The sequence below is a fragment of the Streptomyces africanus genome (genome assembly GCF_002150735.1).
In the GTDB taxonomy this organism is placed as follows: Bacteria; Actinomycetota; Actinomycetes; order Streptomycetales; family Streptomycetaceae; genus Streptomyces; species Streptomyces africanus.
Map to the genome: position 1 here is coordinate 1 of NZ_MUKA01000007.1, position 22,870 is coordinate 22,870.

At 72.1% G+C, this 22,870-nt stretch carries 22 protein-coding genes; 12 read left to right on the plus strand and 10 right to left on the minus strand.

Annotated elements, in window-relative coordinates; all coding sequences use genetic code 11:
- Nucleotides 1-107 precede the first annotated feature (107 nt).
- Nucleotides 108-1,067: a D-2-hydroxyacid dehydrogenase family protein gene (locus CCL05_RS01505; protein WP_086558639.1), complete on the plus strand. Its 960-nt coding sequence runs from the start codon at nt 108-110 to the stop codon at nt 1,065-1,067.
- 214 nt (nt 1,068-1,281) lie between these two features.
- On the opposite strand, the gene CCL05_RS01510 is transcribed toward CCL05_RS01505, so the two are convergent.
- From CCL05_RS01510 to CCL05_RS01520, 3 genes are all read right to left on the minus strand, one after another.
- The gene (locus CCL05_RS01510; RefSeq protein WP_086558685.1) at nt 1,282-1,557 is read right to left on the minus strand and encodes a hypothetical protein; all 276 of its coding nucleotides are present in this window, start codon (nt 1,555-1,557) and stop codon (nt 1,282-1,284) included.
- 132 nt (nt 1,558-1,689) lie between these two features.
- Nucleotides 1,690-1,953 (minus strand): hypothetical protein, encoded by a 264-nt coding sequence (locus CCL05_RS01515; protein WP_086558640.1) that lies wholly within the window; start codon nt 1,951-1,953, stop codon nt 1,690-1,692.
- Nucleotides 1,954-2,195: 242 nt separating this feature from the next.
- Nucleotides 2,196-2,462 carry a hypothetical protein gene (locus CCL05_RS01520; RefSeq protein WP_086558641.1) on the minus strand — a complete coding sequence of 89 codons (267 nt, stop codon included), beginning with the start codon at nt 2,460-2,462 and terminating at the stop codon, nt 2,196-2,198.
- 228 nt (nt 2,463-2,690) lie between these two features.
- Here CCL05_RS01520 and CCL05_RS01525 point away from each other — a divergent pair, with 228 nt between their 5' ends.
- On the plus strand, nt 2,691-2,996 hold the full coding sequence (locus CCL05_RS01525) for a chaplin (RefSeq protein WP_086558642.1): 306 nt from the start codon (nt 2,691-2,693) through the stop codon (nt 2,994-2,996).
- 72 nt (nt 2,997-3,068) lie between these two features.
- On the opposite strand, the gene CCL05_RS01530 is transcribed toward CCL05_RS01525, so the two are convergent.
- The 3 genes from CCL05_RS01530 to CCL05_RS01545 form a co-directional block, all read right to left on the minus strand.
- The gene (locus tag CCL05_RS01530) at nt 3,069-3,935 is read right to left on the minus strand and encodes a tyrosinase family protein (RefSeq protein ID WP_086558643.1); all 867 of its coding nucleotides are present in this window, start codon (nt 3,933-3,935) and stop codon (nt 3,069-3,071) included.
- On the minus strand, nt 3,919-4,413 hold the full coding sequence (locus tag CCL05_RS01535) for a tyrosinase family oxidase copper chaperone (RefSeq protein ID WP_086558644.1): 495 nt from the start codon (nt 4,411-4,413) through the stop codon (nt 3,919-3,921). Before CCL05_RS01535 ends, CCL05_RS01530 begins: the two co-directional genes overlap by 17 nt.
- Nucleotides 4,414-5,390: 977 nt before the next feature.
- The gene (locus CCL05_RS01545; RefSeq protein WP_086558646.1) at nt 5,391-6,095 is read right to left on the minus strand and encodes a hypothetical protein; all 705 of its coding nucleotides are present in this window, start codon (nt 6,093-6,095) and stop codon (nt 5,391-5,393) included.
- 402 nt (nt 6,096-6,497) lie between these two features.
- Between CCL05_RS01545 and CCL05_RS01550 the strand changes: the two genes are divergently transcribed.
- Genes CCL05_RS01550 through CCL05_RS01585 form a run of 8 tightly spaced genes read left to right on the plus strand, consistent with a single transcriptional unit; the run spans nt 6,498 to nt 15,899 of the window.
- On the plus strand, nt 6,498-7,583 hold the full coding sequence (locus tag CCL05_RS01550) for a DUF3344 domain-containing protein (RefSeq protein ID WP_086558647.1): 1,086 nt from the start codon (nt 6,498-6,500) through the stop codon (nt 7,581-7,583).
- A 50-nt stretch (nt 7,584-7,633) separates the two neighbouring features.
- A complete protein-coding gene (locus CCL05_RS01555) occupies nt 7,634-8,884 on the plus strand; it encodes a glycosyltransferase (RefSeq protein WP_086558648.1) in 1,251 nt (416 codons plus the stop codon).
- A complete protein-coding gene (locus tag CCL05_RS01560; protein WP_086558649.1) occupies nt 8,881-10,308 on the plus strand; it encodes an exopolysaccharide biosynthesis polyprenyl glycosylphosphotransferase in 1,428 nt (475 codons plus the stop codon). Before CCL05_RS01555 ends, CCL05_RS01560 begins: the two co-directional genes overlap by 4 nt.
- Nucleotides 10,309-10,313: 5 nt before the next feature.
- Nucleotides 10,314-11,654, plus strand: coding sequence for an O-antigen ligase family protein (locus CCL05_RS01565; protein ID WP_086558650.1), 1,341 nt, complete (start codon nt 10,314-10,316; stop codon nt 11,652-11,654).
- A complete protein-coding gene (locus CCL05_RS01570; RefSeq protein ID WP_086558651.1) occupies nt 11,651-13,348 on the plus strand; it encodes a lipid II flippase MurJ in 1,698 nt (565 codons plus the stop codon). Before CCL05_RS01565 ends, CCL05_RS01570 begins: the two co-directional genes overlap by 4 nt.
- Nucleotides 13,332-14,096, plus strand: a complete 765-nt coding sequence (locus tag CCL05_RS01575; RefSeq protein WP_086558652.1) for a polysaccharide deacetylase family protein — start codon at nt 13,332-13,334, stop codon at nt 14,094-14,096. The genes CCL05_RS01570 and CCL05_RS01575 overlap by 17 nt, the downstream gene beginning before the upstream one ends.
- Before the next feature lies 1 nt (nt 14,097).
- Nucleotides 14,098-15,246: a glycosyltransferase gene (locus tag CCL05_RS01580; protein ID WP_086558653.1), complete on the plus strand. Its 1,149-nt coding sequence runs from the start codon at nt 14,098-14,100 to the stop codon at nt 15,244-15,246.
- Nucleotides 15,243-15,899 (plus strand): YveK family protein, encoded by a 657-nt coding sequence (locus CCL05_RS01585; protein ID WP_086558654.1) that lies wholly within the window; start codon nt 15,243-15,245, stop codon nt 15,897-15,899. The genes CCL05_RS01580 and CCL05_RS01585 overlap by 4 nt, the downstream gene beginning before the upstream one ends.
- Nucleotides 15,900-15,948: 49 nt before the next feature.
- Here CCL05_RS01585 and CCL05_RS01590 read toward each other — a convergent pair whose 3' ends face one another.
- Nucleotides 15,949-17,202 carry a glycoside hydrolase family 26 protein gene (locus CCL05_RS01590; RefSeq protein ID WP_086558655.1) on the minus strand — a complete coding sequence of 418 codons (1,254 nt, stop codon included), beginning with the start codon at nt 17,200-17,202 and terminating at the stop codon, nt 15,949-15,951.
- Nucleotides 17,203-17,370: 168 nt separating this feature from the next.
- On the opposite strand from CCL05_RS01590, the gene CCL05_RS01595 reads away from it, so the two are divergent.
- Together CCL05_RS01595 and CCL05_RS01600 are read left to right on the plus strand one after the other, a co-directional pair.
- Nucleotides 17,371-18,621, plus strand: a complete 1,251-nt coding sequence (locus tag CCL05_RS01595) for a carboxylate--amine ligase (protein ID WP_086558656.1) — start codon at nt 17,371-17,373, stop codon at nt 18,619-18,621.
- Nucleotides 18,621-19,889 carry an NAD(P)-binding domain-containing protein gene (locus tag CCL05_RS01600; RefSeq protein ID WP_208641311.1) on the plus strand — a complete coding sequence of 423 codons (1,269 nt, stop codon included), beginning with the start codon at nt 18,621-18,623 and terminating at the stop codon, nt 19,887-19,889. Before CCL05_RS01595 ends, CCL05_RS01600 begins: the two co-directional genes overlap by 1 nt.
- Before the next feature lie 293 nt (nt 19,890-20,182).
- Here CCL05_RS01600 and CCL05_RS01605 read toward each other — a convergent pair whose 3' ends face one another.
- The 3 genes from CCL05_RS01605 to CCL05_RS01610 all read right to left on the minus strand — a co-directional run bounded on the left by CCL05_RS01605 (nt 20,183) and on the right by CCL05_RS01610 (nt 22,817).
- Nucleotides 20,183-20,893, minus strand: a complete 711-nt coding sequence (locus CCL05_RS01605) for a chaplin (RefSeq protein ID WP_086558657.1) — start codon at nt 20,891-20,893, stop codon at nt 20,183-20,185.
- Nucleotides 20,894-21,047: 154 nt separating this feature from the next.
- The gene (locus CCL05_RS47055) at nt 21,048-21,173 is read right to left on the minus strand and encodes a hypothetical protein (RefSeq protein WP_279629918.1); all 126 of its coding nucleotides are present in this window, start codon (nt 21,171-21,173) and stop codon (nt 21,048-21,050) included.
- Nucleotides 21,174-21,293: 120 nt separating this feature from the next.
- Entirely contained in the window at nt 21,294-22,817 is a 1,524-nt protein-coding gene (locus CCL05_RS01610) for a vWA domain-containing protein (RefSeq protein ID WP_086558658.1), read from the minus strand.
- Nucleotides 22,818-22,870: the final 53 nt, after the last annotated feature.

Sequence of the window (22,870 nt, forward strand, 5' to 3'; positions counted from 1 at the left end):
CCACCGCACCCCGCCGTCTCACCCCGCTTCCCGCACCCCGGCTCAGGCCCGATCATGGTCCGGGAACCATCAAGGGCCTAGGAAAAGGGCCTGGGAAGAGGTGTGACGTGCGGCTGCGCTGTGCTGTGCTGGACGACTTTCAGAGGGTGGCGACCGAGGTCGTCGACTGGTCGCCGGTTGCCGACGAGGTGGAGGTCGTCTCCTTCGACACCCACCTGGACGGCGAGGACGCGCTGGCCGCGGCCCTGGCCGACTTCGACATCGTGGTGACGCTGCGGGAGCGCGTGCCCTTCCCCGGGTCGCTGATCGCTCGCCTGCCGCGGCTGAAACTGCTCGTCGCCTCAGGCATGCGCAACTCGGTCATCGACTACGCGGCCGCCGAGGAGCACGGCGTCACCGTGTGCGGCACGTCCAGTTCCTCCACCCCGCCCGTGGAGCTGACCTGGGCCCTGCTGCTCGGTCTGGCCCGCGGACTCGTCGAGGAGAGCAACTCCCTGCGCTCCGGCGGCCCCTGGCAGTCCACCGTCGGCGCCGATCTGCATGGTCGCCGCCTCGGGCTTCTCGGGCTCGGGAAGATCGGCAGCCGGGTGGCCCGGATCGGCCTCGCCTTCGGCATGCGCGTCAGCGCCTGGAGTCAGAACCTCACCGAGGAGCGCACCGCCGAGATCGGCGTCGAGCTCGCCCCCTCCCTGGAGGACCTCCTCGTGAGCAGCGACTTCGTCTCGGTCCACCTCGCGCTGAGCGACCGCAGCCGCGGACTGCTCGGTCCCGGCGAACTCGCCCTGCTCAAGCCGACCGCGTATCTGATCAACACCTCGCGTGCGGCCATCGTCGACCAGGAGGCCCTTCTCGCCGCCCTGCACGAGGGCCGGATCGCCGGCGCCGGTGTCGACGTCTTCGACATCGAGCCCCTGCCCGCCGACCACCCGATGCGTACCGCGCCCCGTCTCCTCGCCACCCCGCATCTCGGTTACGTCTCGCAGGCCAACTACACGACGTACTACGGCCAGGCGGTGGAGGACATCCGTGCGTTCCTCGCGGGCGCGCCCGTTCGACGCCTGCCCTGACGGGGCCGCTCCGACCCGCCTGCCGGGCGCCGCACGCGAGCGGCAGAGCGGCAGAACGGGCAGAGCGGCAGAATGGCAGAGCGGCGGCGGACCCGGACACCCGGACACACGCAAATGGCCGGGACCCGTATCGGGTCCCGGCCATTCCTGTCCGTCGGGTGGACTTACGCGACAGGTGCCGACGTGAACAATGGCGCCTCGGCTGCCCCGGACGTCAGGACTCCTTGCCACCGATGACGACACTGCTGCTGCAGCCCTCACTCGAACAGCTCTGCGCCTGGCTCGCGACGACGTGGATGTTGCCCTTTCCGTCGCGGTACACGGCCTCGTGGACGCAGCGAACGTTCCCCTTGCCGTCATCGACGCACTTGCCGGAGCCACTGGACCCGCCGGAGCCGTCTAGGGCGAAGGCCTGGCCGGCCCCGGCTCCGAGGAGAGCGACGCCCCACAGAACTCCCGCTACGACTGCGATCCTCTTTGCATTCGGCATGTCCATACTCCTTTACGTCGGTTCCCCGGGTGGACGACGGGGACCTTCGAGAACTTGCATCGGCAAACGCGAGGGGCGGGCCCCGGGCCCCGAAACGTCGTTCGAGTCTCGAGGCCCGCCCGGATCACTTGTTCAGCGACCGCCACCGAGAGCGAAGGCGTTGGTGCAGGACACCGACTTGCTCTGGTCAACGGGCTGGTTCGCCAGGATGTCCAGGACCTGGACGTTGATGCGGCCGATGTTGAGGACGCCCGACTGGCTCTCGTTGCCGCACGCGTTGGACTGCGTGCTGTCCACCTCGAGCGAGCCGTCGCCGGCCTGGCTGACGCCGGCGCCGAGGAAGGTGACGGTGCCGAGCGCGGCCATGACGACCGCGGCCTTCTGGAACTTGCGCATTACCTCTCCGTTTCTTGCGTCGCACACGGTCCGTTATGAACCGCCTACCGACAGTGTTCAACTTAGGAGAGGTTCGCGGCTTTTGACAGCCGAAACGCCGAGTCGCGCAATTTTCTCGGAATGTCGCCGGGGTCCCGCCGCGACACCGACGAGCGGTGGACCCGCACAACGACGAGCGAGCCCCGCGCCCGGACACATGGTCCGGACGCCGAGGCCCGCTCAGATCACCTGGTCAGCGACCGTTACTTGCCGATGCCGAAGGCGTTGGTGCAGGGCACCGAGGTGCTCTGGTCGACCGGCTGGTTCGCCAGGATGTCCAGGACCTGGACGTTGGCGCGGCCGATGTTCAGAACGCCCGACTGGCTCTCGTTGCCACAGGTGTTGCTCTGGACGCTGTCGATGTCCACGTTCGGCTTGTCCCCACCGTAGGCCTGGCTGACGCCAGCACCGAGGAAGCTGACGCTGCCGAGCATGGCCGCGACGACCGCGGCCTTCTGGTACTTGCGCATTACTTCTCCGTTTCTTGAGTTGACACGATCCGTGAGGGATCGGTCACTTACAGTCGTGACGGTAGACCATTTTTTGCCCCCTTTCCTCGACAAAACGCGCACAAGCGCAACTTTCATGAAAAAACCATCGTTGGGGCGGCCGTGACCGGTCCCCGGCCGTCGCGTTGAACGGGCAGTGCGGCCGCGCGTACCGCTGCCGCACCATTCCAAGTCACTAAGGAGAACGTGATGTCTCGCATCGCGAAGGTTGGCGCTGTCGCTCTCGGCACGGGCGCCGTGGTGCTCAGCGGGGCAGGTCTCGCTGCGGCCGACGCCGGCGCCAAGGCCGCGGCCATCGGCTCGTCCGGCGTCCTGTCCGGCAACGTGGTTCAGGTGCCGATCCACGCACCGATCAACGTGTGCGGCAACACCGTCAGCATCTTCGGCCTGCTCAACTCGGCGCACGACAACGTCTGCAAGAACGGCGAGGACAAGAAGGACGACGACAAGAAGAACAGCAAGAAGAGCAGCACGAAGAGCGGCCACCGTCACTGACGTGTGGTGTCCTCCCCCCGAGAGCCCCGGTGTCCTGAACGCCGGGGCTCTCCCCCGTCAGCCCGCGTCACCTCACGCGTATCGGTAGATCCGGCTGACGTCCTCCAGTTCGTCCGGCGTCACGCCCCACGGCGGCAGGCTCTGGTGCCGTGCCACGATCCGGCCGTGCTGCGCGTCGCCCGGGCGCGGCGGCGCCGCGGGGAGGTAGCGGACACCGCGGTGCCGGCGCTGCCAGCGGTACCACTGCAGGTCGATGAAGGCGTGGTGCAGCCAGAACACGGGGTCGTTGACGGAGGCCGCACCGAGCATGGCCCCGCCGACCCAGCCGTGCACGCGGTTGTGGTTGTGCCAAGGAGTGTCGCCCGGGCCGGTGCCCCAGCCCTCCACCTTGTTGCGGAAACCCCGTGTGACCGTCGAATCCCAGGGCGCCACGTCGTAGACGGGGTCCTTCAGTGCCCACTCCAGCTCGCTCTTCGTGGGCAGGGCGATCGGGTCGCGGGGGTGTCCGAGGTCCCGGGTGAGGAACACCTTGTCGGTCACGTTCACCTTGATGGCCCAGTGGCCCTCCCGATAGGCGAAGGGACCGGTCATCACCTGGTGGTCAAAGCGGCGCCCGTTACCGCCGAGGAGGTCCGCCGTCCAGGGCGCGGAGGTGGTGGTGCGGTCGCGCGTCCAGTCCCAGTACGGCACCGTCACCGAGGAGTCCACCCGGCGCAGCGCGCGCTCCAGCTCGAGCAGGAACCGCCGGTGCCACGGCAGGAAGGAGGGTGCCATGTGGGCGGCGCGCAGTCCCTGCTCGCCGTCGGAGGAGAAGTACTCGATGTGCATCCGCACGAACTCGTCGTACTCGCCTCGCCGTTTGACCTCGAGCAGCGCTTTGACGAACCGCCGCTTCTCGGCCCTGGTGAGCGTGGCGGCGTCCCTACGCGTGTACGCCATGACGATCCCCTGCGTGCATGTGCCCCGCGCCTGCCGGCCCCGGATCCAGGACGCGCAGCCCTTCACCGGGGCCGAGTTCGTCGACGGCGGCGCGGGCGGCCTCGATCGGTGACCGGTACGAGCAGTAGTGGTCGACCATGCTCAGCCAGGTGCCGTCGGCCCGGCGCATCAGATGCAGAGGGCGGTCGTCCACGGTTACGTGCCACCGGTCCTGCTCTCCGGGGCCGCGCCGTGGGGTACACACCGCGCGGATGCGGCGGCCGTGGTACGTCTCGGCGAAGACGGTGGCGTCCGGGACGTTCCCGGAGCCGGGGCGCCGAGGCCGGATGACGGCGGCCACCGGTGCCGCCAGGACCGCGGCGAGGGCGCAGACGGGCAGACGGCGCGTCACGTCCCGCCGTGTGCTGCCCGCCGGGGCGGGCTGCGCCGAGCCCGGCGCCTCCTCACCCTCCGGTCCTCCGCCGATGCTGACGACCATGGTCCACTCCTCGTCCGGTTCCGGTGTCGCAGCCGTAACCGCCGGACGTCCCGCGCGGTCACCGTCGCGCGGCCAAGCAAGTGATCGCCGGTGGCCGCACACGGTCGCGGCGCACAGAGCGGGCCGCGTCACCGGCCGGACACAAGGAGGGCCGGTCCGCGGACTTCCGCGGGCCGGCCCTCCTTACAGCTTCGCCCCAGCCTAGAACCACAGGTTGCCGTGCGCCGGCTTGGCACCCTCCACAGTGGACTGCGCCAAGGGGACGAGCGACTCCCTGCCCTGAACGACGGGGATCCTGGTGCTCACGCCGCCCGTGATGTCGGTGACAGCCAGCTCGCGAGGGCTCTCGGCAGCCGGAGCCGACTGCGGAGCCGGAGCCGACTGCGGAGCCGGAGCCGACTGCGGAGCCGGAGCCGACTGCGGAGCCGGAGCCGGCTGGGGAACTGGAGCCGACTGCGGAGCCGGGGCCCACTGGGGAGCCGGAGCCGACTGCGGAGCCGGAGCCGACTGCGGAGCCGGGGCACTCTGAACAGCGGGAGCAGACTGCACAGCGGGAGCGCTCTGAGCAACCGGAGCACTCTGGGCGACCGGCGCGGCCTGCACGTCCGGGACGCTCTGAGCGGCCGGCGCGCTCGGGGCGACCATCGCGTCCTGGGCGAACGCCGGTGAGGCGGAACCAGCGGCGATCAAGGACCCGGCAAAGACGGCGGCAGCCTTCAGAGACTTCATCGTGTTCCTTTCTTCGGCAACGCACGTCGCCGGAGGGGATTCTGTCGCCGTGCCTAACGAGCCCTGGCCTGGGCGGAAACCGAGATACCGAAGATTGCCAATACCTCATATGAGAGCTATTTAAGGACCGGGCCCCGGGAGGAACCGGAAGCAAAGGCGGAGACGGACGGGAAGCACAACAGTCGTGGTGCCGGCACCACGGGGCCGGCACCACGACTGGACGGGCGAGAGCCGTACGGCTACGACGCTCATGAAGCCGGCGGCAGCACCGGCTTGGGCAGCGTGATCTCCGGGAGTGTGACGGTCACCGCTGCAGGCTCCTGCGCCGGTGTCGAAGAGGTGCTGGACGACGTCGACGTGTCGGACGTGTCCTTCAGCAACAGGTCGCCTCCGAGCAGTGCGTCGAGGAGGTCGTCCACCCCGGTCAGCAGGTCGTCCACCGTGGGAAGTACGTCGCCCACACCCGAGGTGACCGCCCCCAGAAGGCCGTCGACGGCCTCGAGCACGGCGTCCAGCAAGTCGCTCACGGGGTCGGCGGCGCGCCGCTCGGGCGCCACCCTCGGTTGGGCGGTGAGCAGGAGGGGAGTCGACAGCAGCACGCCGGTCGGCACGGTCGAGACCGTGGGCGCGGCCGGGGCTGCCACACCCTTGGCGGCCGCCTCGGCCAGGGCGGCCTTGGCTTCGGCTCCCAGCTTCGTGGCCTCGGCCGCGGGCAGTCGGCCGTTGCTGCGGAGCGCGGCGTTCAGCAGGTCGGCGACGGGGGTGAGCTCACCCCAGTTGAGTGTCGCGATCTGCGCGAGACGCATGTCCGCGCCGGGAAGCCGGGCGTCGGGCGCCACATGAGCGTGCCCGCGGGCCGAGTCGGCCGCCATGGCGACGGGGCCGGTGATCCCGACCAGAAGGGCGGCGCACAGGGCGCTGGACGCGATGCGCCGTGCGGGCAGAGCACTCATGGAAATTCCTTTCGACGGCGTTGGATCTTGAGCCCACCGTGAAAGCGCCCGCGCCTTCCCGCAACCGCTCATACGCTTTTCGGGATTTAACAATTCCCCCATTCGCCGCGCCCACCCTGATCAGACGGTGTGTCAGGACGCCCCCTCCTCGGCCCCTCCCGGAGTAAGGCACCGGCCCGGCTCGAGTGGATGCGCTGACCGGCGTCGGGGGCGACGGCCGGAACCGGCAAAGTCCTGTAGTTTCACGATTCCGACACACTTGTCAGACTTCACCGAATTTCTTCGACTATGTCCGATTGTTGACTAGAGTTGCGAACCGCCCGACGCACTCCTCAGCGCGGACACATCGCACTCGTGGCGCTGCCGCCACGGCCACCTGTTCCGAAAGGGCAACGACCGGTCATGCGCCATTCTCTGGGCCCCGTGTTGCGTCGCGCGACCGTGGGCGTCCTGGCCCTTGCCGCCATGTGGGCAGCCGGCAGTTCCCCGGCCGCCGCGCCGGCCGCCGCGCCCGCACCGGAGGCCGAGAGCCTCACCTTCACCGAGCGGTACCGCGCACTGCAGCACGGCGGCATCGTGCGCGCGGCCAACACATCGATCACCTGCCGCACGGCCGAGGGGCCTTCGTGCACGGACACCCAGGCAGGAGGGTCCGGCGTGAACGGCGACTTCGACATGTTCTACGTCGATGTCGACCGCGACCCCAACACCTACAACTCCTCCCGCGCGGAGGTCCGCCTCCCCAGCGGCTCCCGGGTGACGTACGCGCGCCTCTACTGGGGCGGCAACCTGCGCGTGGGCGAGCAGAAGCCGCCGCAGGACAACGAGCGCGTGCTGATCGCCGAACCCGGCGGAGAGTACAAGGAGTTGGTCGCGGACACGACGGTCGGACACCGCGTGGCGGACGGCATGGACGCCTTCCAGGCCTCGGCCGACGTGACAGGGCTCGTGCGAGAGGGCGGGCCGGGCCTGTACACCGTGGCGCAGATCAACATCGCCATGGGCCGATCGGCGGCCGGAGCGTGGGGCGGCTGGACGCTGGTGGTGGCCTACGAGAACGCGTCGGAGCCACTGCGTCACCTCGCGCTCTGGGACGGCTTCACCCCGCTGAGGTCCGGTACGGCACCGGAGATCCGTGTGACCGATATGGGTTTCGCCGCGGACGCGTGGGGCCGTGCGGGCCTGGTGACGTACAACGGCGACCGCGGAACCACCGGCGACTCGCTCACCGTGACGACCGGCCAGTCCGAGTCCGCCCTCACCAACGCCGCCAACCCCCAGTACGACGTCCTCAATTCCACCATCAGTGAGCCCGGGGCGGATGCGGCACGTGTGCCCGCCTACGCCAACAACCTCGGCTACGACTCCGACGTGTTCGATCTCGGAGGCCTGCCGCACGCCGGTGACCAGGCGACCTTCCGGCTCCACTCCCAGCAGGACGCGGCGTGGGCCGGCGTGCTCTTCGTCGCCGTCGACGCACGGCGGTGACGTTGTCGCCGCCCGCCCCGAACACCTTAGCGAGCGAGGAATCCGCCCACATGCACCTGTCATCCACCGACCCTCTCCCCAGAGTCCTGCACCTCACCCAACCGGTGGACGGCGGCGTCGCGCGCGTCGTGACGGACCTGGTCCGGGCACAGCTGTCGGACGGCCTGGACGTCACCGTGGCCTGCCCCGACAGCGCGCTGACCACGAAGCTGCGGACGCTCGGCGCGCGCGTACGGCACTGGCACGCGACGCGGTCGCCGGGTACGTCGCTCGTCCGGGAGGTACGGCATCTGGCACGGGTGATCGACGAGGTGCGTCCCGATCTGGTGCACGCGCACAGCGCGAAGGCCGGGCTCGCCGGACGGCTCGCGGTACGCGGGCGGATTCCGACCGTCTTCCAGCCGCACGCATGGTCGTTCGAGGCGGTCAGCGGCGGCACCGCGGCCCTGGCGCTCATGTGGGAACGCTGGGGGGCACGTTGGGCCTCACGCGTGGTGTGTGTGAGCGAGGCGGAACGCGCCACCGGCATGGGTGCCAGGATCACCGGCCGGTGGACCGTCGTGCCCAACGGCATCGACCCCGAGCGCTTCCACCCGGCCGCCGCGGGCGCCGTGCGGGCCGGGCTCGCACCGCTCGCCGGCATCCACCCGGCCGCACCGCTCGCCGTGTGCGTGGGGCGGCTGTGCCGGCAGAAGGGGCAGGATGTCCTGCTGCGGGCCTGGGAAGCCGTCGTGCAGCAGGTGCCCGACGCCCGCCTCGTCCTGGTCGGCGACGGGCCGGACCACGACCGGCTTCGCGAAGGCGCCCCGCCGTCCGTGGTGTTCGCGGGAGCCGTCGCCGACGCCTCCCCCTGGTACCAGGCCGCCGATCTCGTCGTCCTGCCGTCCCGCTGGGAGGGCATGGCCCTGGCGCCACTGGAGGCGATGGCCTGCGGGCGGCCCGTGGTGGTCACGGACGTCGACGGCGCCCGCGAGAGCCTGCCGCCCTCCTTCGCCGCCCGGTGCCTGGTCCCGCCGGAGGACCCGGCCGCGCTGGCCCGGGCCGTCACCGAGTTGCTGGCCGATCCCCTGCTGTGCGAGTCGCTCGGCAGCCAGGGACGCCGGCACGTGCTGTCCACCCACGACGTGCGGTACACCGCCGAGGCCGTCTCGGACGTCTATCGCGACCTGCTCGGCCCATGGACCGCCACCACCCCCGGCGCTGAGCACGGTCAGCCGCTCGGCACCGGACGTGGCGCCGAGGCGACCCGGACAACGCAGCGCGTCGAGCCCACCGAGTACAGGGAGTCCATCCACTCGTGACCGCCGAACGTACCGTGCCCTCCCCCGGCGTACCGCCACGGGACCACGGGTCCTCACCAGTCTCGGTCATGCCGCCGCGCGGCACCGCCACCGGTTTCCGGTCGTCCGCCCCGCGGCGCCCGGCCCGCCCCGCCTCCCCCGTCCCGCTGCTCGTCGCGGACGGCGTCGCCGCCCTGGCGGGCGCACCGGCGCTCACCGATGGCCAGCGCCATCCCCTGCTCGTCACCCTGCTGATCGTCATGTCGCTGCTGCTGCGCCGGCGCGACGGACGGCCGCCGGTACCGGCGCTGCTGGACGAACTGCCCGCCGTGTGCGGCCGCATCGCGGTGGCCTGGCTGGCACTCGCGGCGCTCGTGGCGGCGTACCGGCCGGAGCACGCGTTGTCCCTGCGTACCGTGCTGACGGGCCTCGCCCTGCACGCGGTGGCCGGCTGTGTGCTGCGCGGAGCCGTGCACGCTCGGCGGCGCGGCGCGCTGCTGCGCCACCCGCACACCGCACTCGTCCTCGGCCCGGCCGTGACCGCGCAGCGCGTGGCCACCGCCGTACTGCGTCATCCGCGGTGCGGCGTGCGGCCGGTGGGGATCGTCACCGAACAGCCGGACGGCACCGAGAGCCTGCCGGTGCTGACGACCCCTGAGGAGGTCGAGCGTGCGGTCATCCAGAACGGGGTGCGGGCGGTGCTGGCCGTGCACCCCTCGGTACGGGCCGAACAGGAGCCGCTGCTGCGGGCGCTGGCCGAGTCGGGCTGTGTGGTCTGGGAGGTCGACGCCGAGTCCCCGTCGTACGCGACGCGGGAGCGGCTGGCCGGGTTCTCCTGCCGGCGCCTGGACATGTCCCCGGCCCGGCGCGGCAGCGCGGCCAAACGGGCGCTCGACATTCTCGTGTCGGGGACGCTGCTGGTGCTGGTCAGCCCGCTGCTGCTGGCCTTCGCCGTGGCGCTGCGGCTCAGCGACGGGCCGGGCGTGGTGTTCCGGCAGGAGCGCATCGGCAGGAACGGCAAGCCGTTCACGCTGCTGAAGTTCCGTACGCACCGCCCGGTCGACGAGCACGAGTCGGCGACCCGGTGGAGCGTGGCGAACGAGAACGAGATGCGCTGGTTCTGCCGGATGCTGCGGCGCACCTCGCTCGACGAACTGCTCCAGCTGTGGAACGTGCTGCGGGGCGACATGAGCCTGGTCGGACCACGGCCCGAACGCCCTTACTTCGTCGCGCAGTTCGGCCAGACCTACCCCGGTTACTCGGTCCGCCACCGCATGCGGACCGGCATCACCGGCCTCGCCCAGATCCACGGCCTGCGCGGCGACACCTCGATCGAGGACCGCTGCCGGTTCGACAACGCCTACATCGACGACTGGTCCCTGTGGCAGGACGTCTGCATCCTGCTGCGCACCGCGGCCACGGTGGTACGTCCCACGGGGAGCTGACAGAGGTGAGCCTCGCACTGACACCGCTCCCCCGCCGCGTCGCCGCCCTGGCGCCGGCCCTGCCCGTGATGGCCGTACCCGCCCTGCTGGCGCTGCCGCTGACGGCGGACGGCGCGGGGCCCGCCGACGTGCTCTCCGGGCTGGTGGTGGTGTACTGCGTGTTCCGTCTGCTGTTCGAACGGCGGCGCCCGTTGTCGCCCGCCGCCGCCGTGGTGCTGGGCCTGCCGGTGGTGGGGCTCGCGCTCGCCGCCATGGGGGCGTTCTCGTCCCAGGCCGGGCTCACCGGCCTGGGACGCTATCTGCAGACCTTCGTCCTCGTTCCGGCGGCCGTGCTGCTGCTGCTGCGCGACCGGTCCGGCTTCCGGCTGGTGGCCTGGTCGTTCGTGGGGCTGGGTCTGTGTCAGGGGGCCGTCGGCGTCCACCAGTTCGTCACCCGGACCGGCGCCTCCTACCAGGGCGAGAACATCCGGGCGGTCGGCACCTTCGGGGCGCACGACGTGATGGGCATGGCGACGGCGGTCGCCCTCGGCGTGGTGTGCGCGGTCGGGATCGCGCTGGGCCGGGTGTCCGTACGGCAGCGGGTGGCCGCCGCCGCGTGCGCTCTGGTGCTGCTGCTGCCGCTCGCGCTCTCCTTCAGCCGCGGAGCCTGGATCGCGACCGTCCTGACGTGCACCCTGCAGCTGGTGCTGACCGGGTTGCGGCGCGCGCTCAAGGTGGCGGCGGCCACGTTCGCCGCGGGTGTGATCCTGGTGGGCGGCTTCGGTGTGGGTTCGGCGGTTCTGCAGGAGCGGATCGACAGCATCGCCCAGGTCGCCGACGCCCCCGACCAGTCCGTCGTCGACCGGTACACCCTGTGGGCGTCCGCCACGGACATCTGGCGGCAGCACCCGCTGACAGGTGTCGGGCTGAAGGGCTTCCCCGAGTACCGGGACGGGCACGCCACGCTTGCGCTGTCGTCGGGCAGCGAGACCGACGGCCCGGGTATGAAGTACCAGAGGCAGCCGTTGCTGTCCCCGCACAACATGTACCTGCTGGTGCTGAGCGAGCAGGGCCTGATCGGGCTGCTCGCGCTCGCCGGGAGCTGGCTGGCGCTGCTGGTGTGCGGGACGCGGCGTCTGGTGCGCGTCCGCGCCCGCGGCCCGGGACTCGACTGCGGGCTCGTCGCCTGCGGGCTGCTGGTCTGGACGCTGACCGACTTCGTGTACGGAGACATCGGCGGTCCCTCGACCGTGCTGATGGCCGTGTCCATGGGGCTCGGGGCCTGGTGGGCGCTGACCGGCGAGGCGCGTGTGGACGCGCCCCGCAGCGAGGTGCCGGAACCCGCCGAGGAGGCCCTGGCGCGATGACGGTGGTGCCCTCGCAGTCCCCCGGGTCCGACACGGACGACGCGGCGACCGTGCCCCCGGCGCGTGCCGCCACCAGGGCCGGGGACCGTACCGACCCGGCCTCGGCGGCGTCGGTCTCCGGAAGTTTCCTGGCCAGGGCCGCGCTGGTCACGGCGTCGCTGTCCATCGTCGGCTCACTGCTCGGCCTGGTGCGCGACCAGTCGCTGGCGCGGCTGTTCGGCGCCGGGAGCGACACGGACGCCTTTCTGGTCGCGTGGACCGTCCCGGAGTTCGCCTCCACACTGCTCATCGAGGACGGGCTGGCGATCGCGCTGATCCCCGCGTTCAGCATGGCGCTGGCCCGCCGCGCCCGGGGCGCCCCGGGCGACCCGGTCCGCGCCCTGGTCGGCGCCACCCTGCCCCGGCTGTGCCTCGCCCTCGCCGCGGTGGCCGCGCTGGTCGCCGGCACCGCCCCCTACCTGGTCCAGGCCCTCGCCCCCGGCCTGCCCGACCCCCGGCTCGCCGCCGACTGCACCCGGATCACCGCGACCTGCGTGCTGGCCTTCGGGCTCGCCGGGTACTGCAGTGCCGCCCTGCGGGCCCACCGCTGTTTCCTCGCGCCCGCGGCGATCTACGTCGCCTACAACACCGGCATCATCGCCGCGATGTTCCTCCTCGGCGACGGCTGGGGCGTGCGCTCCGCCGCGGTCGGGGTCGCGGCGGGCGGCTGTCTGATGGTGGCGGTGCAACTGCCGTCGCTGTGGCGGCGACTGGCGTCGCGTACGACGCCCCTCGCCCGGGCCGGGGCGCCGGTCGAGGAGCGGCCGATGCAACTCGCCCTGGTCGCCGCCGTGCTCCTCTTCGCCCTGTGCCGTCAGTCGCAGGTCCTCGCCGAACGCTTCCTCGCCTCCGGCCTGCCCGCCGGTGCCATCTCGCACCTGAACTACGCGCAGAAGGTCGCCCAGATCCCGATGACGCTGTCGCTGATGGTGTGCACCGTCACCTTCCCGGTGGTGGCGCGGGCCCTCGCGGACGGCGACACCGCGCGGGCCCGCAGCCGCGTGGAGCGGGACCTGGCGCTCGCCTCGTGTGTGGTGCTGCTCGGCATGTGCGCGGTGATCGCCTGCGCCCCCCAGATGATCGAACTGCTCTTCCAGCGGGGCGCGTTCACCGCGGGCGACACCGCGGCGACGGCGGACGTCATGCGCGTGTACGCCCTCGGGCTGCTGAGCCAGACCCTGGTGGGCGCCCTCGTGCGCTCCTACTTCTCGGCCGGCCGGGCCAGCTGGTACCCCCTCGGCGCGATGGCGGCGGGCATCGCCGTGACGTCCTGGATCGGCGCCGCCACCGTGCACTCCTGGGGTGTGGCGGGGATCGCCGCCGCCAATGCGCTGGGCATCACCGTCACGGCCGTCCTGCTGCTCGCCGGACTGCGAACGGGCCGGCCGAACAACCCCCACAGCGTCTCGGTCGGTGTCCGGCGGGTCCTGGCCGAACTGAGCAGGCTGGTGTGCGCCGCGGTCGTCGCCACGGCCGCCGGTGCGTTCGCCGCGAGCCGGCTGCCGTCCCCGGCGGCGGGCCTCGCGGCCGGCTGCCTGACCGTGACCTTCGTCTTCGTCCCGCTCACCTGGGCCCTCGGTGCCCAGAGTCCCGCGTCCGCTCTGCGCTTCCTACGCGCCGTCACACGAAGGCTCACACATGGCCGCTTCCGTTGATTCCCTCGACACCGGCAGACCCCCGGCCCCGCACCGGGGTCCGGCCCCCTGGGTGGCGATGTACCACTCGGTGGGCGACTGCTCGGACGACCCGTACCGCATCACGGTCACGCCCGAGCGGCTCGGCAGGCAGCTGGCCTGGCTGCGCCGGCGCGGGCTGCGGGGCGTGTCCGTGACCGAGCTGCTCGCCGCCCGCGCCCGGGGCGAGGGGCGGAACCTGGTCGGGCTGACCTTCGACGACGGGTACGCCGACTTCGTCACCGACGCCCTGCCGCTGCTGCACCGCTGGGACTGCGGGGCCACCCTCTTCGTGCTGCCCGGACGGCTCGGCGGCGACAACGCCTGGGATCCGCTCGGCCCGCGCAAGCCGCTCCTGACGGCGGACGGCATCCGGCACGCGGCCGCCCAAGGAGTGGAGATCGGCTCGCACGGGCTGACGCACGTCGACCTCACCAAGGCGGACGACGTCACCCTCAAGGCCGAGGTCGCCGAGAGCCGCGCACAGCTCGAGGAGCTGACCGGCGCCCCCGTCGACGGCTTCTGCTACCCCTACGGCACGATCGACGCCCGCGCCGTCCAGGCCGTACGGGAAGCGGGCTACGCCTACGCCTGCGCCATCGACCCCGGCCCGCTGACCGGTCCGCACGCCCTGCCGCGCGTGTACGTCGGCCAGGACGACACGGCATGGCGCCTGCACCTCAAGCACTGGCTGCACCGGCTGCGCCGGCGCCCGGTGGAGGGCCTGTGAGATGAGGGCTCTGCACATCATCACCGGCCTCGGCGTCGGCGGGGCGGAACAGCAGTTGCGCCTGCTGCTGCGTCACCTGCCGGTCGACTGCGACGTCGTGACGCTCACCAACCCCGGTGCGGTCGCCGAGGGCCTCGCGGCCGACGGCGTCCGTGTCACGCATCTCGGCATGGGCGGCAACCGTGACCTGGCCGCGCTGCCGCGCCTGGTCCGGCTGATCCGCGCCGGCGGCTACGACCTGGTGCACACCCACCTGTACCGCGCCTGCGTCTACGGCCGGTTCGCCGCGCGCGTGGCCGGGGTCCGGGCGGTCGTCGCCACAGAACACTCCCTGGGCGACTCGCAGATGGAGGGCCGCAGGCTGACGGCGGGGGTGCGCGGGCTGTACCTCGCCAGCGAGCGGCTCGGTTCGGCGACGGTCGCCGTCTCCCCGACGGTGGCCGAGCGCCTGAAGCGCTGGGGCGTGCCCGCGCCCCGCATCGAGGTCGTCCCGAACGGCATCGACCTGGACCGCTTCCGCTTCGACCCGGAGCGGCGGGAGCACACCCGCCGGCGCCTCGGCCTGCCGGAGGACGCCTGGGTCGTGGGCGGTGTGGGCCGGCTCACCGCGGGGAAGCGGTTCGACGTCCTCGTCCGCGCGCTCGCCCTGCTGCCGGACGACCACCGGCTGCTGCTGGTGGGCGGCGGCCCCGAGGAGCACGCCCTGCGGCGCACGGCCCACGAGGCGGGCGTGGCCGACCGCGTGGTGTTCACCGGCGAACGTCCCTACGTGTCCGACGGCTCGCCCGGTCCGGACCTGCCCTCGCTCACGTCGGCGATGGACCTGCTCGCGTCCCCGTCCACGGAGGAGGCCTTCGGCCTGGCGGCCGTGGAGGCGCTGGCCGCCGGCCTGCCCGTGCTCTACGCCTCCTGTCCGGCCATCGAGGACGTGCGGCCGTCCGCCGCCGACGCCCGGCGTGTGCACGGCGGCCCCGAGGCATACGCCCGCGCGATCGCCGAGGTCCGCGAGGCCGGCGCCCGGCCGCGCACGGCCTCGGAGGTCGCCCACCACTACAGCATCACCCACTGCGCGGCCCGTCTGACGGACGTGTACGCGGCAGCGGTCTCCAGTTCACCGTCCCCCTCACTTCTGGGAGCCACCTCCTCATGACCGACACTCCGACCCGCCAGCGCCGCCTGTCCCCGGCTCGTCTCAAGGGACTTCCCCTGTGGTCCGTGCTCGCGGCCGGCACCCTCGCCGGGGGGCTGCTCGGCGGTGCGTACGGCTGGCTCACACCGTCCACGTACACGGCCACGAGCTACGTCATCGCCGTACCGACCGAAAAGTCCACGCCGGACGCCGCCCTCGGATTCGCTCAGGCGTACGGCCGGGTCGCCGGCCAGCTCGCCGTGCTCGGGGACGCGCAGGTGTACGCGGGTGTGCCCGTGCAGACCCTGCAGCGCAGTGTGCGCACGGCGACGTCGCCGGACGCGCCGATGGTCGCCGTCTCGGCCACTTCCTCGCGCCCCGGCCTCGCCGTCGACATGGCCAACGCGGTCACCCGCGCGCTGACCCGCCACGCCGAAGACAGCAGGGGCAACACCAACGTGCGGCTCGTGCCGTTCTCGCGGGCGGTGGAGCCGCGGGAGCCGACGTCCGCGTCACCGGCGGTGACCGGTCTGGTGGGGGCGAGCGCGGGCGGTCTGCTGGGCGGTCTGGCCCTGCTGGCGCGGCCGAGGAGGAACGGCCAGGACGACGAACCCGCCCAGGCCCCCTCGGTGCCCGGCCCCGCCGCCGCCGCCGATGTGCGCGGACAACGGTGACGACGGGGGGCCTGGCCGGACACGCCGGGGAGCGCTGTTTCGCCGCGCTCTACCACCAGTCGAAGCGGAGGCAGAGCTTCCCTCCGAGCCACTCCTCCACCCAACTGCCCAGGTCGAGCGGCGTGCAGTCCGCCGGGGGCGGCGGTGTGCTGGGCGGGGTCGGCTTCGGCGTGGGCGTCACGGGCGGGGTCGCCGAGTCGGTGCGGCCGAACAGGGCGGACCGGTAGAGGTGGGACGACCTCGGGTTGGCCCCGCACTGCCACACACCGTGCGGGCAGTAGTCGGTCAGCGTGTTGTAGAGCGGTTTGTGCTCCTCCATCCAGGCGAGCATGCGCCGCATGTACTCGGCATTGTCACCGTTGCGGAAGAGACCCCATTCCGGATAGGAAATGGGCTTGCCGTGAGCCTTCGCGAAATCCACGTGGTGCTGCAGCCCGTAGGGCTCTTTCACCTGTTGGTCGAACGACATCCCGGCCGGCTGGTCGTAGGAGTCCATGCCAATGATGTCGACCGTGTCGTCTCCCGGATAGCATTTCGTCCAGGGAACGGCGTCCACGCCACGACTGGGCGTGAAATCGAACCGAAACTTCTGGCCCGGCACGGAACGCATGGTGGTGACGATCCGATTCCAGTATTTCTTCCAGGCCTCCGGGTCCGGCCCACACCGATGGGTGTACGTGGTGCCGTTCATTTCCCAGCCGAGCACGATGACGGTGTCCGGCACCTGCAACTCCACCAGCCGCTCGGCGAGGACACGGAAGTGGTGATCGAACTCCCCGGCGACGCCTTGCCGCAGCAGCTGCCGGACCTCGCTGTCGGAGACGCCCTCCTCGTTGCGCTCCTGCATGGGGACGTTGAGGACGAGCATCCGGTCGGGCTTCTTGTTGCGCCAGTGCGCCCACACCTTCAGGAAGTCGGCGGAACCCTCGATGTCATGCCAGCGGTGGCCCGGCAGATACGTGTGGCCGGCGCGCAGCTCCGCACCGCCCAGCCAGTGGCTGAACAGCGGCATCCGGGCCACACCGCGGCCGTCGGACTTGAGGAAGACACCGAAGGCCGGGGCTTCCTGGCCCGCCACCGGAGTGGTGGCCGGGGCCGGCGCCGAGGGGAGGGGGACGGCCGCAGGAGTGAGGGCCGAGGGCGTGGCCACGGGCATCGGGCTCGGTGCCGGAGCCCGAGGATCGGCGGCTCGCGCCACCCCCACCCCCGCCGCGGGGCCGGACGCCAGGGCGGCCGACGCGGCGACCGCTGCCGCGCCCAAGGCCAGTCGGCGGACCCCGGCCCGCTTGTGCTGTGGGGCCATGCCTGTTCCTTTCTTCGCTCTCGTCCGGACCACTGCCACGGTTTGTGTTATTGACGGGCAGTCATATGAAGTCAGTCACAGAAAATCCAATAGCGCCACAACCGTTACGACTTTCGAGTGCCGGGCTCGCCCGTGCGGGTGAGCCGACCGAAGAGAAAGAGAGAATTCGTGTCGCTGCTCGACATCCGCGTCCCCGCTGTGCTGCTGCGGATCGACCGGAATCCCTTTCACCACGGAACCCTGGGGGCCGCGCGTTCGCTCGGCAGGTCGGGAGTGGAGGTACACGTCGTCGCGGATTCCGCGGAAAGTCCCGTGGGCGCGTCACGTTACGTACGGAAGATGCATCCCCCGCCGCTCCCGGGAGCCTCCCCGGACGACGTTCTCGCCGTGCTGCGCCGCGTGGCCGACGGGATCGGGCGCCCCGCCGTGCTGGTCCCGCTGGACGACGCGAGCGCCATCGCCGCGGGCCGGATGCGGGACGAACTCGCCCCGTCCTACCTGCTGCCCTCGATGCCGGGCACTCTCGCCGAACGCGTCGCCGACAAGGCGGAACTGGCCGCCGTGTGCGCGTCCACCGACGTCCCGCACCCGACGACGCTGATCCCGGACAGTCCCGCGGAGGTCGCCGACGCCATGCGGCGCCTCGGGCTGCCGGTGGTGGCGAAGTGGAGCCGGCCCTGGCTGCTGCCCGCCGGCAGCGGGCTGCGCAGCACGGTACTGGTCCGGTCCGTGCAGCAGGCCCGGGAGCTGTTCCTGCGCACCGAGGAAGCCGGTAGCCGGCTGCTGCTCCAGGCGTACCTGCCACCGGGGCCGGACCGGGACTGGTTCTTCCACGGCTACGCCGACCACTCGGGCGCCGTGCGCGCGGGCGGACCGGGCCGCAAGCAGGTGTCCTGGCCGCGCGGGGCGGGGCTGACCGCGGTCGGCTGCTGGACGCCCAACACGCAGGTGCAGGCGCTCGCCGAGCGGCTCACCCACGAGCTGGGCTACCGGGGCATCTTCGACCTCGACTTCCGCCGCTGCGGCGTGACGGGCCGCTACCACCTGCTCGACTTCAACCCGCGCGCCGGCGCCCAGTTCCGGCTCTTCGCGGACAGCGCGGGCCTGGACGTCGTACGGGCCCTGCACCTGGATCTGACGGGCCGTCCACTGCCGGACGGGGCCCCGATGGCCGGGCGGGCGTTCGTGGTGGAGAACTACGCCCCGCTGGCGGCGCTGCGCGCGGCGCCGGGCGGGCGTGAACTGGCCTGGTACGCCGCGGACGACCGCGCCCCCGGACGGGTCATGTGGGCCCAGTGGTGCCGGCACGTGTCCCGCCGGCTGCGTGAGCGGCTGGGCACGACGACAGCGCCCACGCCCCGGCTGATCCCCCGGGCGGCCTCGCCCTCCCTGACCGACAACGAGAAAGCGAGCAGTTGATGGTGTACGACCTTCTGGTGGTGGGCGCAGGCCCGTACGGCCTGTCCATCGCCTCCCACGCCGCGGCCGCCGGGCTGAACCTGCGCGTGTTCGGCCGGCCCATGGCCTCCTGGCGGGACAACATGCCCCGCGGCATGTTCCTGAAGTCGGAACCGTGGGCGTCCAACCTCTCCGACCCGGCCGGGCGGTGGCGACTGGACGTCTACTGCGCGGAGAACGGCCTGCCGGCACGTCACGCGACGCCGATTCCCGTCGAGGCGTTCGCGGAGTACGGCCTGTGGTTCGCGCGCCACGCCGTGCCGGAGGTGGACGAGCGCACGGTGACTCGTGTGGCGGCCGGGCCCGGCGGTTTCACGGCGGTCACCGAGGACGGTGAGGAGGTGCACGCGCGGACGGTCGCCCTGGCGGTCGGAGTGATGCCGTTCGTCGAGGTACCGCAGGCACTGCGCGGACTGCACCCCGCACTGGTGACCCACAGCAGCCACCACTGCGACCTCGACCGCTTCCGCGGCAAGGACGTCACGGTGATCGGTGGCGGTCAGGCGGCCCTGGAGACGGCGGCGCTGCTCGCCGAACAGGGCACGCGCGTCCGGGTGCTGGCGCGGGCGGAACAGCTGCGGTGGAACGATGTGCCGCCGCCCTGGGAGCGCCCCTGGTGGCAGTCGGTCCGCTCCCCCCACAGCGGGCTCGGCCCCGGCTGGCGGAACTGGTTCTACGCGGAGCGTCCCAACCTGTTCCGGCGGCTGCCGGAGCCGACCCGGGCGCGCATCGCGACCACCGCGCTGGGTCCTGCGGGCGCGTGGTGGGTGCGGGACCGGGTGGAGGGCGTGGTGGAGCTGCTGCCGGGCCATGAGGTCACCGCGGCCTGTGCGGTGCCGGGCGGGGTACGGCTGGACACGGTGAGCCGCGCCGGTGCCCTGCGCAGCCTGGAGACCGAACACGTCATCGCCGCGACCGGCTTCCGGGCGCGGTGCGACCGGCTCGGACTGCTCTCCCCCGAGTTGCGCGGCATGCTCGCGGCACTGCCGGACGGCTCCCCGGAGGTCGGGCGCAGCTTCGAGTCCTCCCACCCCGGCCTGTTCCTCGCGGGTCTGGTGACGGCCTCGGGCTTCGGCCCGGCCATGCGCTTCGTGCAGGGGGCGTCCTTCACGGCGTCGACCCTCGTCCGAGGTGTGCGCCGCCGGCTCGGGGCGACTCCGGCCGGCGGCACCGTCCCCGCACCGGTGGACGGCAGCCGGAGCGAGTCGCCGTCGCCGGTACGGCGCTGACGGGGAACCGCGCGGGAGACACGGGGGCCGCTGACGGCTACGGTGCCGTCAGCGGCCCGCCCCTGTGCCCCGGACTGCGGTAGGGGGTGCGGTGTGACGCGACGGCCGACACCCCCCGGATCATGTCGACGGGGGGTGCGGATGATGCTGGTCCCGGGAAGCCAGGGGCCTCGCACCGGGACCGTGCGGCGTGTGGCCCCCGGACCGGCTGTGGCCTGCCGCGGGTGGTGGCGGGCGCCGGTCCGGGGTGGGGTGCGGGTGCCGGGCGGGTCGCGTCCGGCACCCGGTGACAGCTAGCGGGACCAGGTGGTGCGACCGCGGCGGTACAGCATCACCCCGCCGGCCATCAGAGCGGCACTGGCGACCGAGGCGGCCACCAGGGCCTCGCTTCCGGTCTCGGCGAGCTGCGGCGGCCGGCCGCTCTCCTCTTCCGGAGTGGACGGCGCCTTGCCGTCCTCCTCGGGCGCGGACGGGGAGTCCGGCTTCTCCTCGTCGTGCGGGGTGGGACGGTCCTTGGCCGGCGGGACCGTCCGGTCCTCGTCACTCGGCTTCGAGGTGTCGTCCTCGCTGCCGTAGCCGCCGGAGGAGCCGTTGTGGCAGGAGTTCTCGGCCGCCTCGTTGAAGAACCCGAGTCCGGTGACGTTGTTGCCGCACACGTTCACCGGCACCTCGATCGGCACCTGCACGACGTTCCCGGATCCCACGCCGGAGGAACCCTTCGCGACCCCCGAGGCGTCCGTGCCGGAGCCCTTCCCCTTGTGCGAGCCGTTGCGGCAGACGTTGCCGAACGACTCGTTGAGCGCGGCGAGCACGTTGACGGTGTTGCCGCACAGGTTGATCGGCACGTCGACCGGCACCTGCACGTTGTTCCCGGACAACACACCGGCGGAGTCCTTCGCCACTCCCGACGCGTCCGAGTCAGCGAGGGCGGGGCTGCCGTACAGGGACAGAATCCCCGTGGCGGCGGCCGCCGCGAACGCTCCCTTGCTCAGGGTCTGTCGCATTGCAGTTGTCCTCCTGCTTGAAGAATGGGGGCAGCCGGCCGCGGAACGGAGATCCAGGTCCAAGGTCGGCGGTGTGGCGCACGAAAACTCGCAGCGCTGAACAGCAATGAGGTGTCTGGGGTGCTCGCTCGCGCCGAAGGGCTGCGGAGTCGGTTCAGCGTTCCTCGCCCATGCCCGTCGCGGCGGCCGGTCCGTCGGCAAGCGCCGTGGCAGCGGCCGTCACCGGCACGTCGATGGCAGGAGCGGCGGCGGCCGCGACGTTCATTGCCTCCTTGAGCACTGCGCGTTCCTTTCTCGTAGCGCCGCATGCTCTACTGCCTCATCAACCCGGTGCAGGAGAATTGGTTCCGCAAGTTCACCCGGTTGGCCCGCGTCGCAGGCCGAAACACCGCAACCGTGTTCAACCCCGGCGGTCCGCCAGTTCGATGGTCTCGGCGAGTTCACGCACCGCCCCGTCCTGAGTGGTCCGGGCCAGCGCGCGAGCACGGCCGGCGAGTTCCGCGAGGGGAACCGGGGCTCCGGGGAGGCGGTGGTAGCGGCCGTCGCCCGAGCGGAGGGCGTCGGCGAAGTAGGCCGCCACCGCGGTGACCTGGAAGCGGCTGGGGGCTGCACGCAGGGAGTCGTGGAGGGTACCGGTCTCCAGGTCGCCGGACTCCTCGTGGGGGTCGCGGGTCTCCGGGTCGAGCCAGCGGACGGTGGCGGTGGCCAGGTGGCCCTCGGCGCCGGGCCGGGTGCGGACGGCGTACAGGGCGGTGACGGTGTGGCCGGGGCCGACCTCGCCGCCGTCGACGCGGTCGTCGCGGAAGTCCTCGTCGGCGACCTGGCGGTCGTCGTAGCCGACCAGGCGGAACTCCTCGACGGTCTCGGGGTCGAAGGCGACCTGGGCCTTGGCGTCGCGGGCGGTGAGGTCGATGTTGCGCGGGAGTTCCTCGCAGAAGACCTTGCGCGCCTCGTCGGTGCCGGACACGTACACGGTGTGGCCGTCGCCCTTGTCGGCGAGGCGTTCCATCAGGGCGTCGCCGTAGTCGCTGCCGACGCCGACGCCGAAGAGGGTGATGCCGTGCTCGCGGCGTTCGCCGGAGATCCGTTCCAGGATCGTGTCGGCGTCGGTGTCTCCGGTGTTGGCGAGGGCGTCGGAGACGAGGACGACCCGGTTGGTCGCGCCCTCGCGCAGGCCCTCGACGGCCGTCTCGTAGCCGGTCTCGACTCCCGCGCCGAGGTTGGTGGAGTCGCGGGTGTCCAGCTCGGAGATGACGTCGTGGATCTCGTCGCGGTTGCCGTCGAGGCGGGTCATGGGCAGGGCGGTCTCGGCCTCGTCGCTGAAGGTGACGATCGCGACGGAGTCGTCGTCGCGCAGCCGGTCCGTCATCACCGCGAGGGACTCCTGGGCGAGGTCCAGCCGGCCCGGTTCGGCCATGGAGCCGGAGATGTCGATGACGAAGGTGAGGGCGGCGGGCGGGCGTTCGCCGGTGCGTTCCGTGGTGCGGGTGGCCAGGCCCACGCGGACCAGGGACCAGTCCTCGTCGTCCGTGCGAGCGCCGTCGACGGTGACCGAGAAGCCGTCGCCGTCGGGGCGTTCGTAGTCCTGGCGGAAGCTGTTGACGAACTCCTCGGGGCGGACCGTCGACGGGTCGGGGAGCCGGCCGTCGGCGAGGGTGCGGCGGGCGTAGTCGTAGGAGGCGGTGTCGACGTCGAGGGCGAAGGTGGAGAGGTGGTCGGGATCTTCTCGGCGGTCGTCCAGCTCGCTGGTGCCCCGGCTCTGGGCGGGCGCGGGCAGGCCGGAGGTGTCGCGGTCGGCGGCATTGCTGCCCTCGCCGCTGCCGCCTCCCCCGCTGCACGCGGTGAGCAGCAGCCCGCCCGCCACCGTCAGGGCGAGCAGCGCTTTTCGTGTCCGGAACCGCTCCATCGTCCGTACCCCCTGCATCCGTTGGCGTCGCCTTCTTGCGACTGTGACGGCGCAGGGGGCCGGAACGTGCG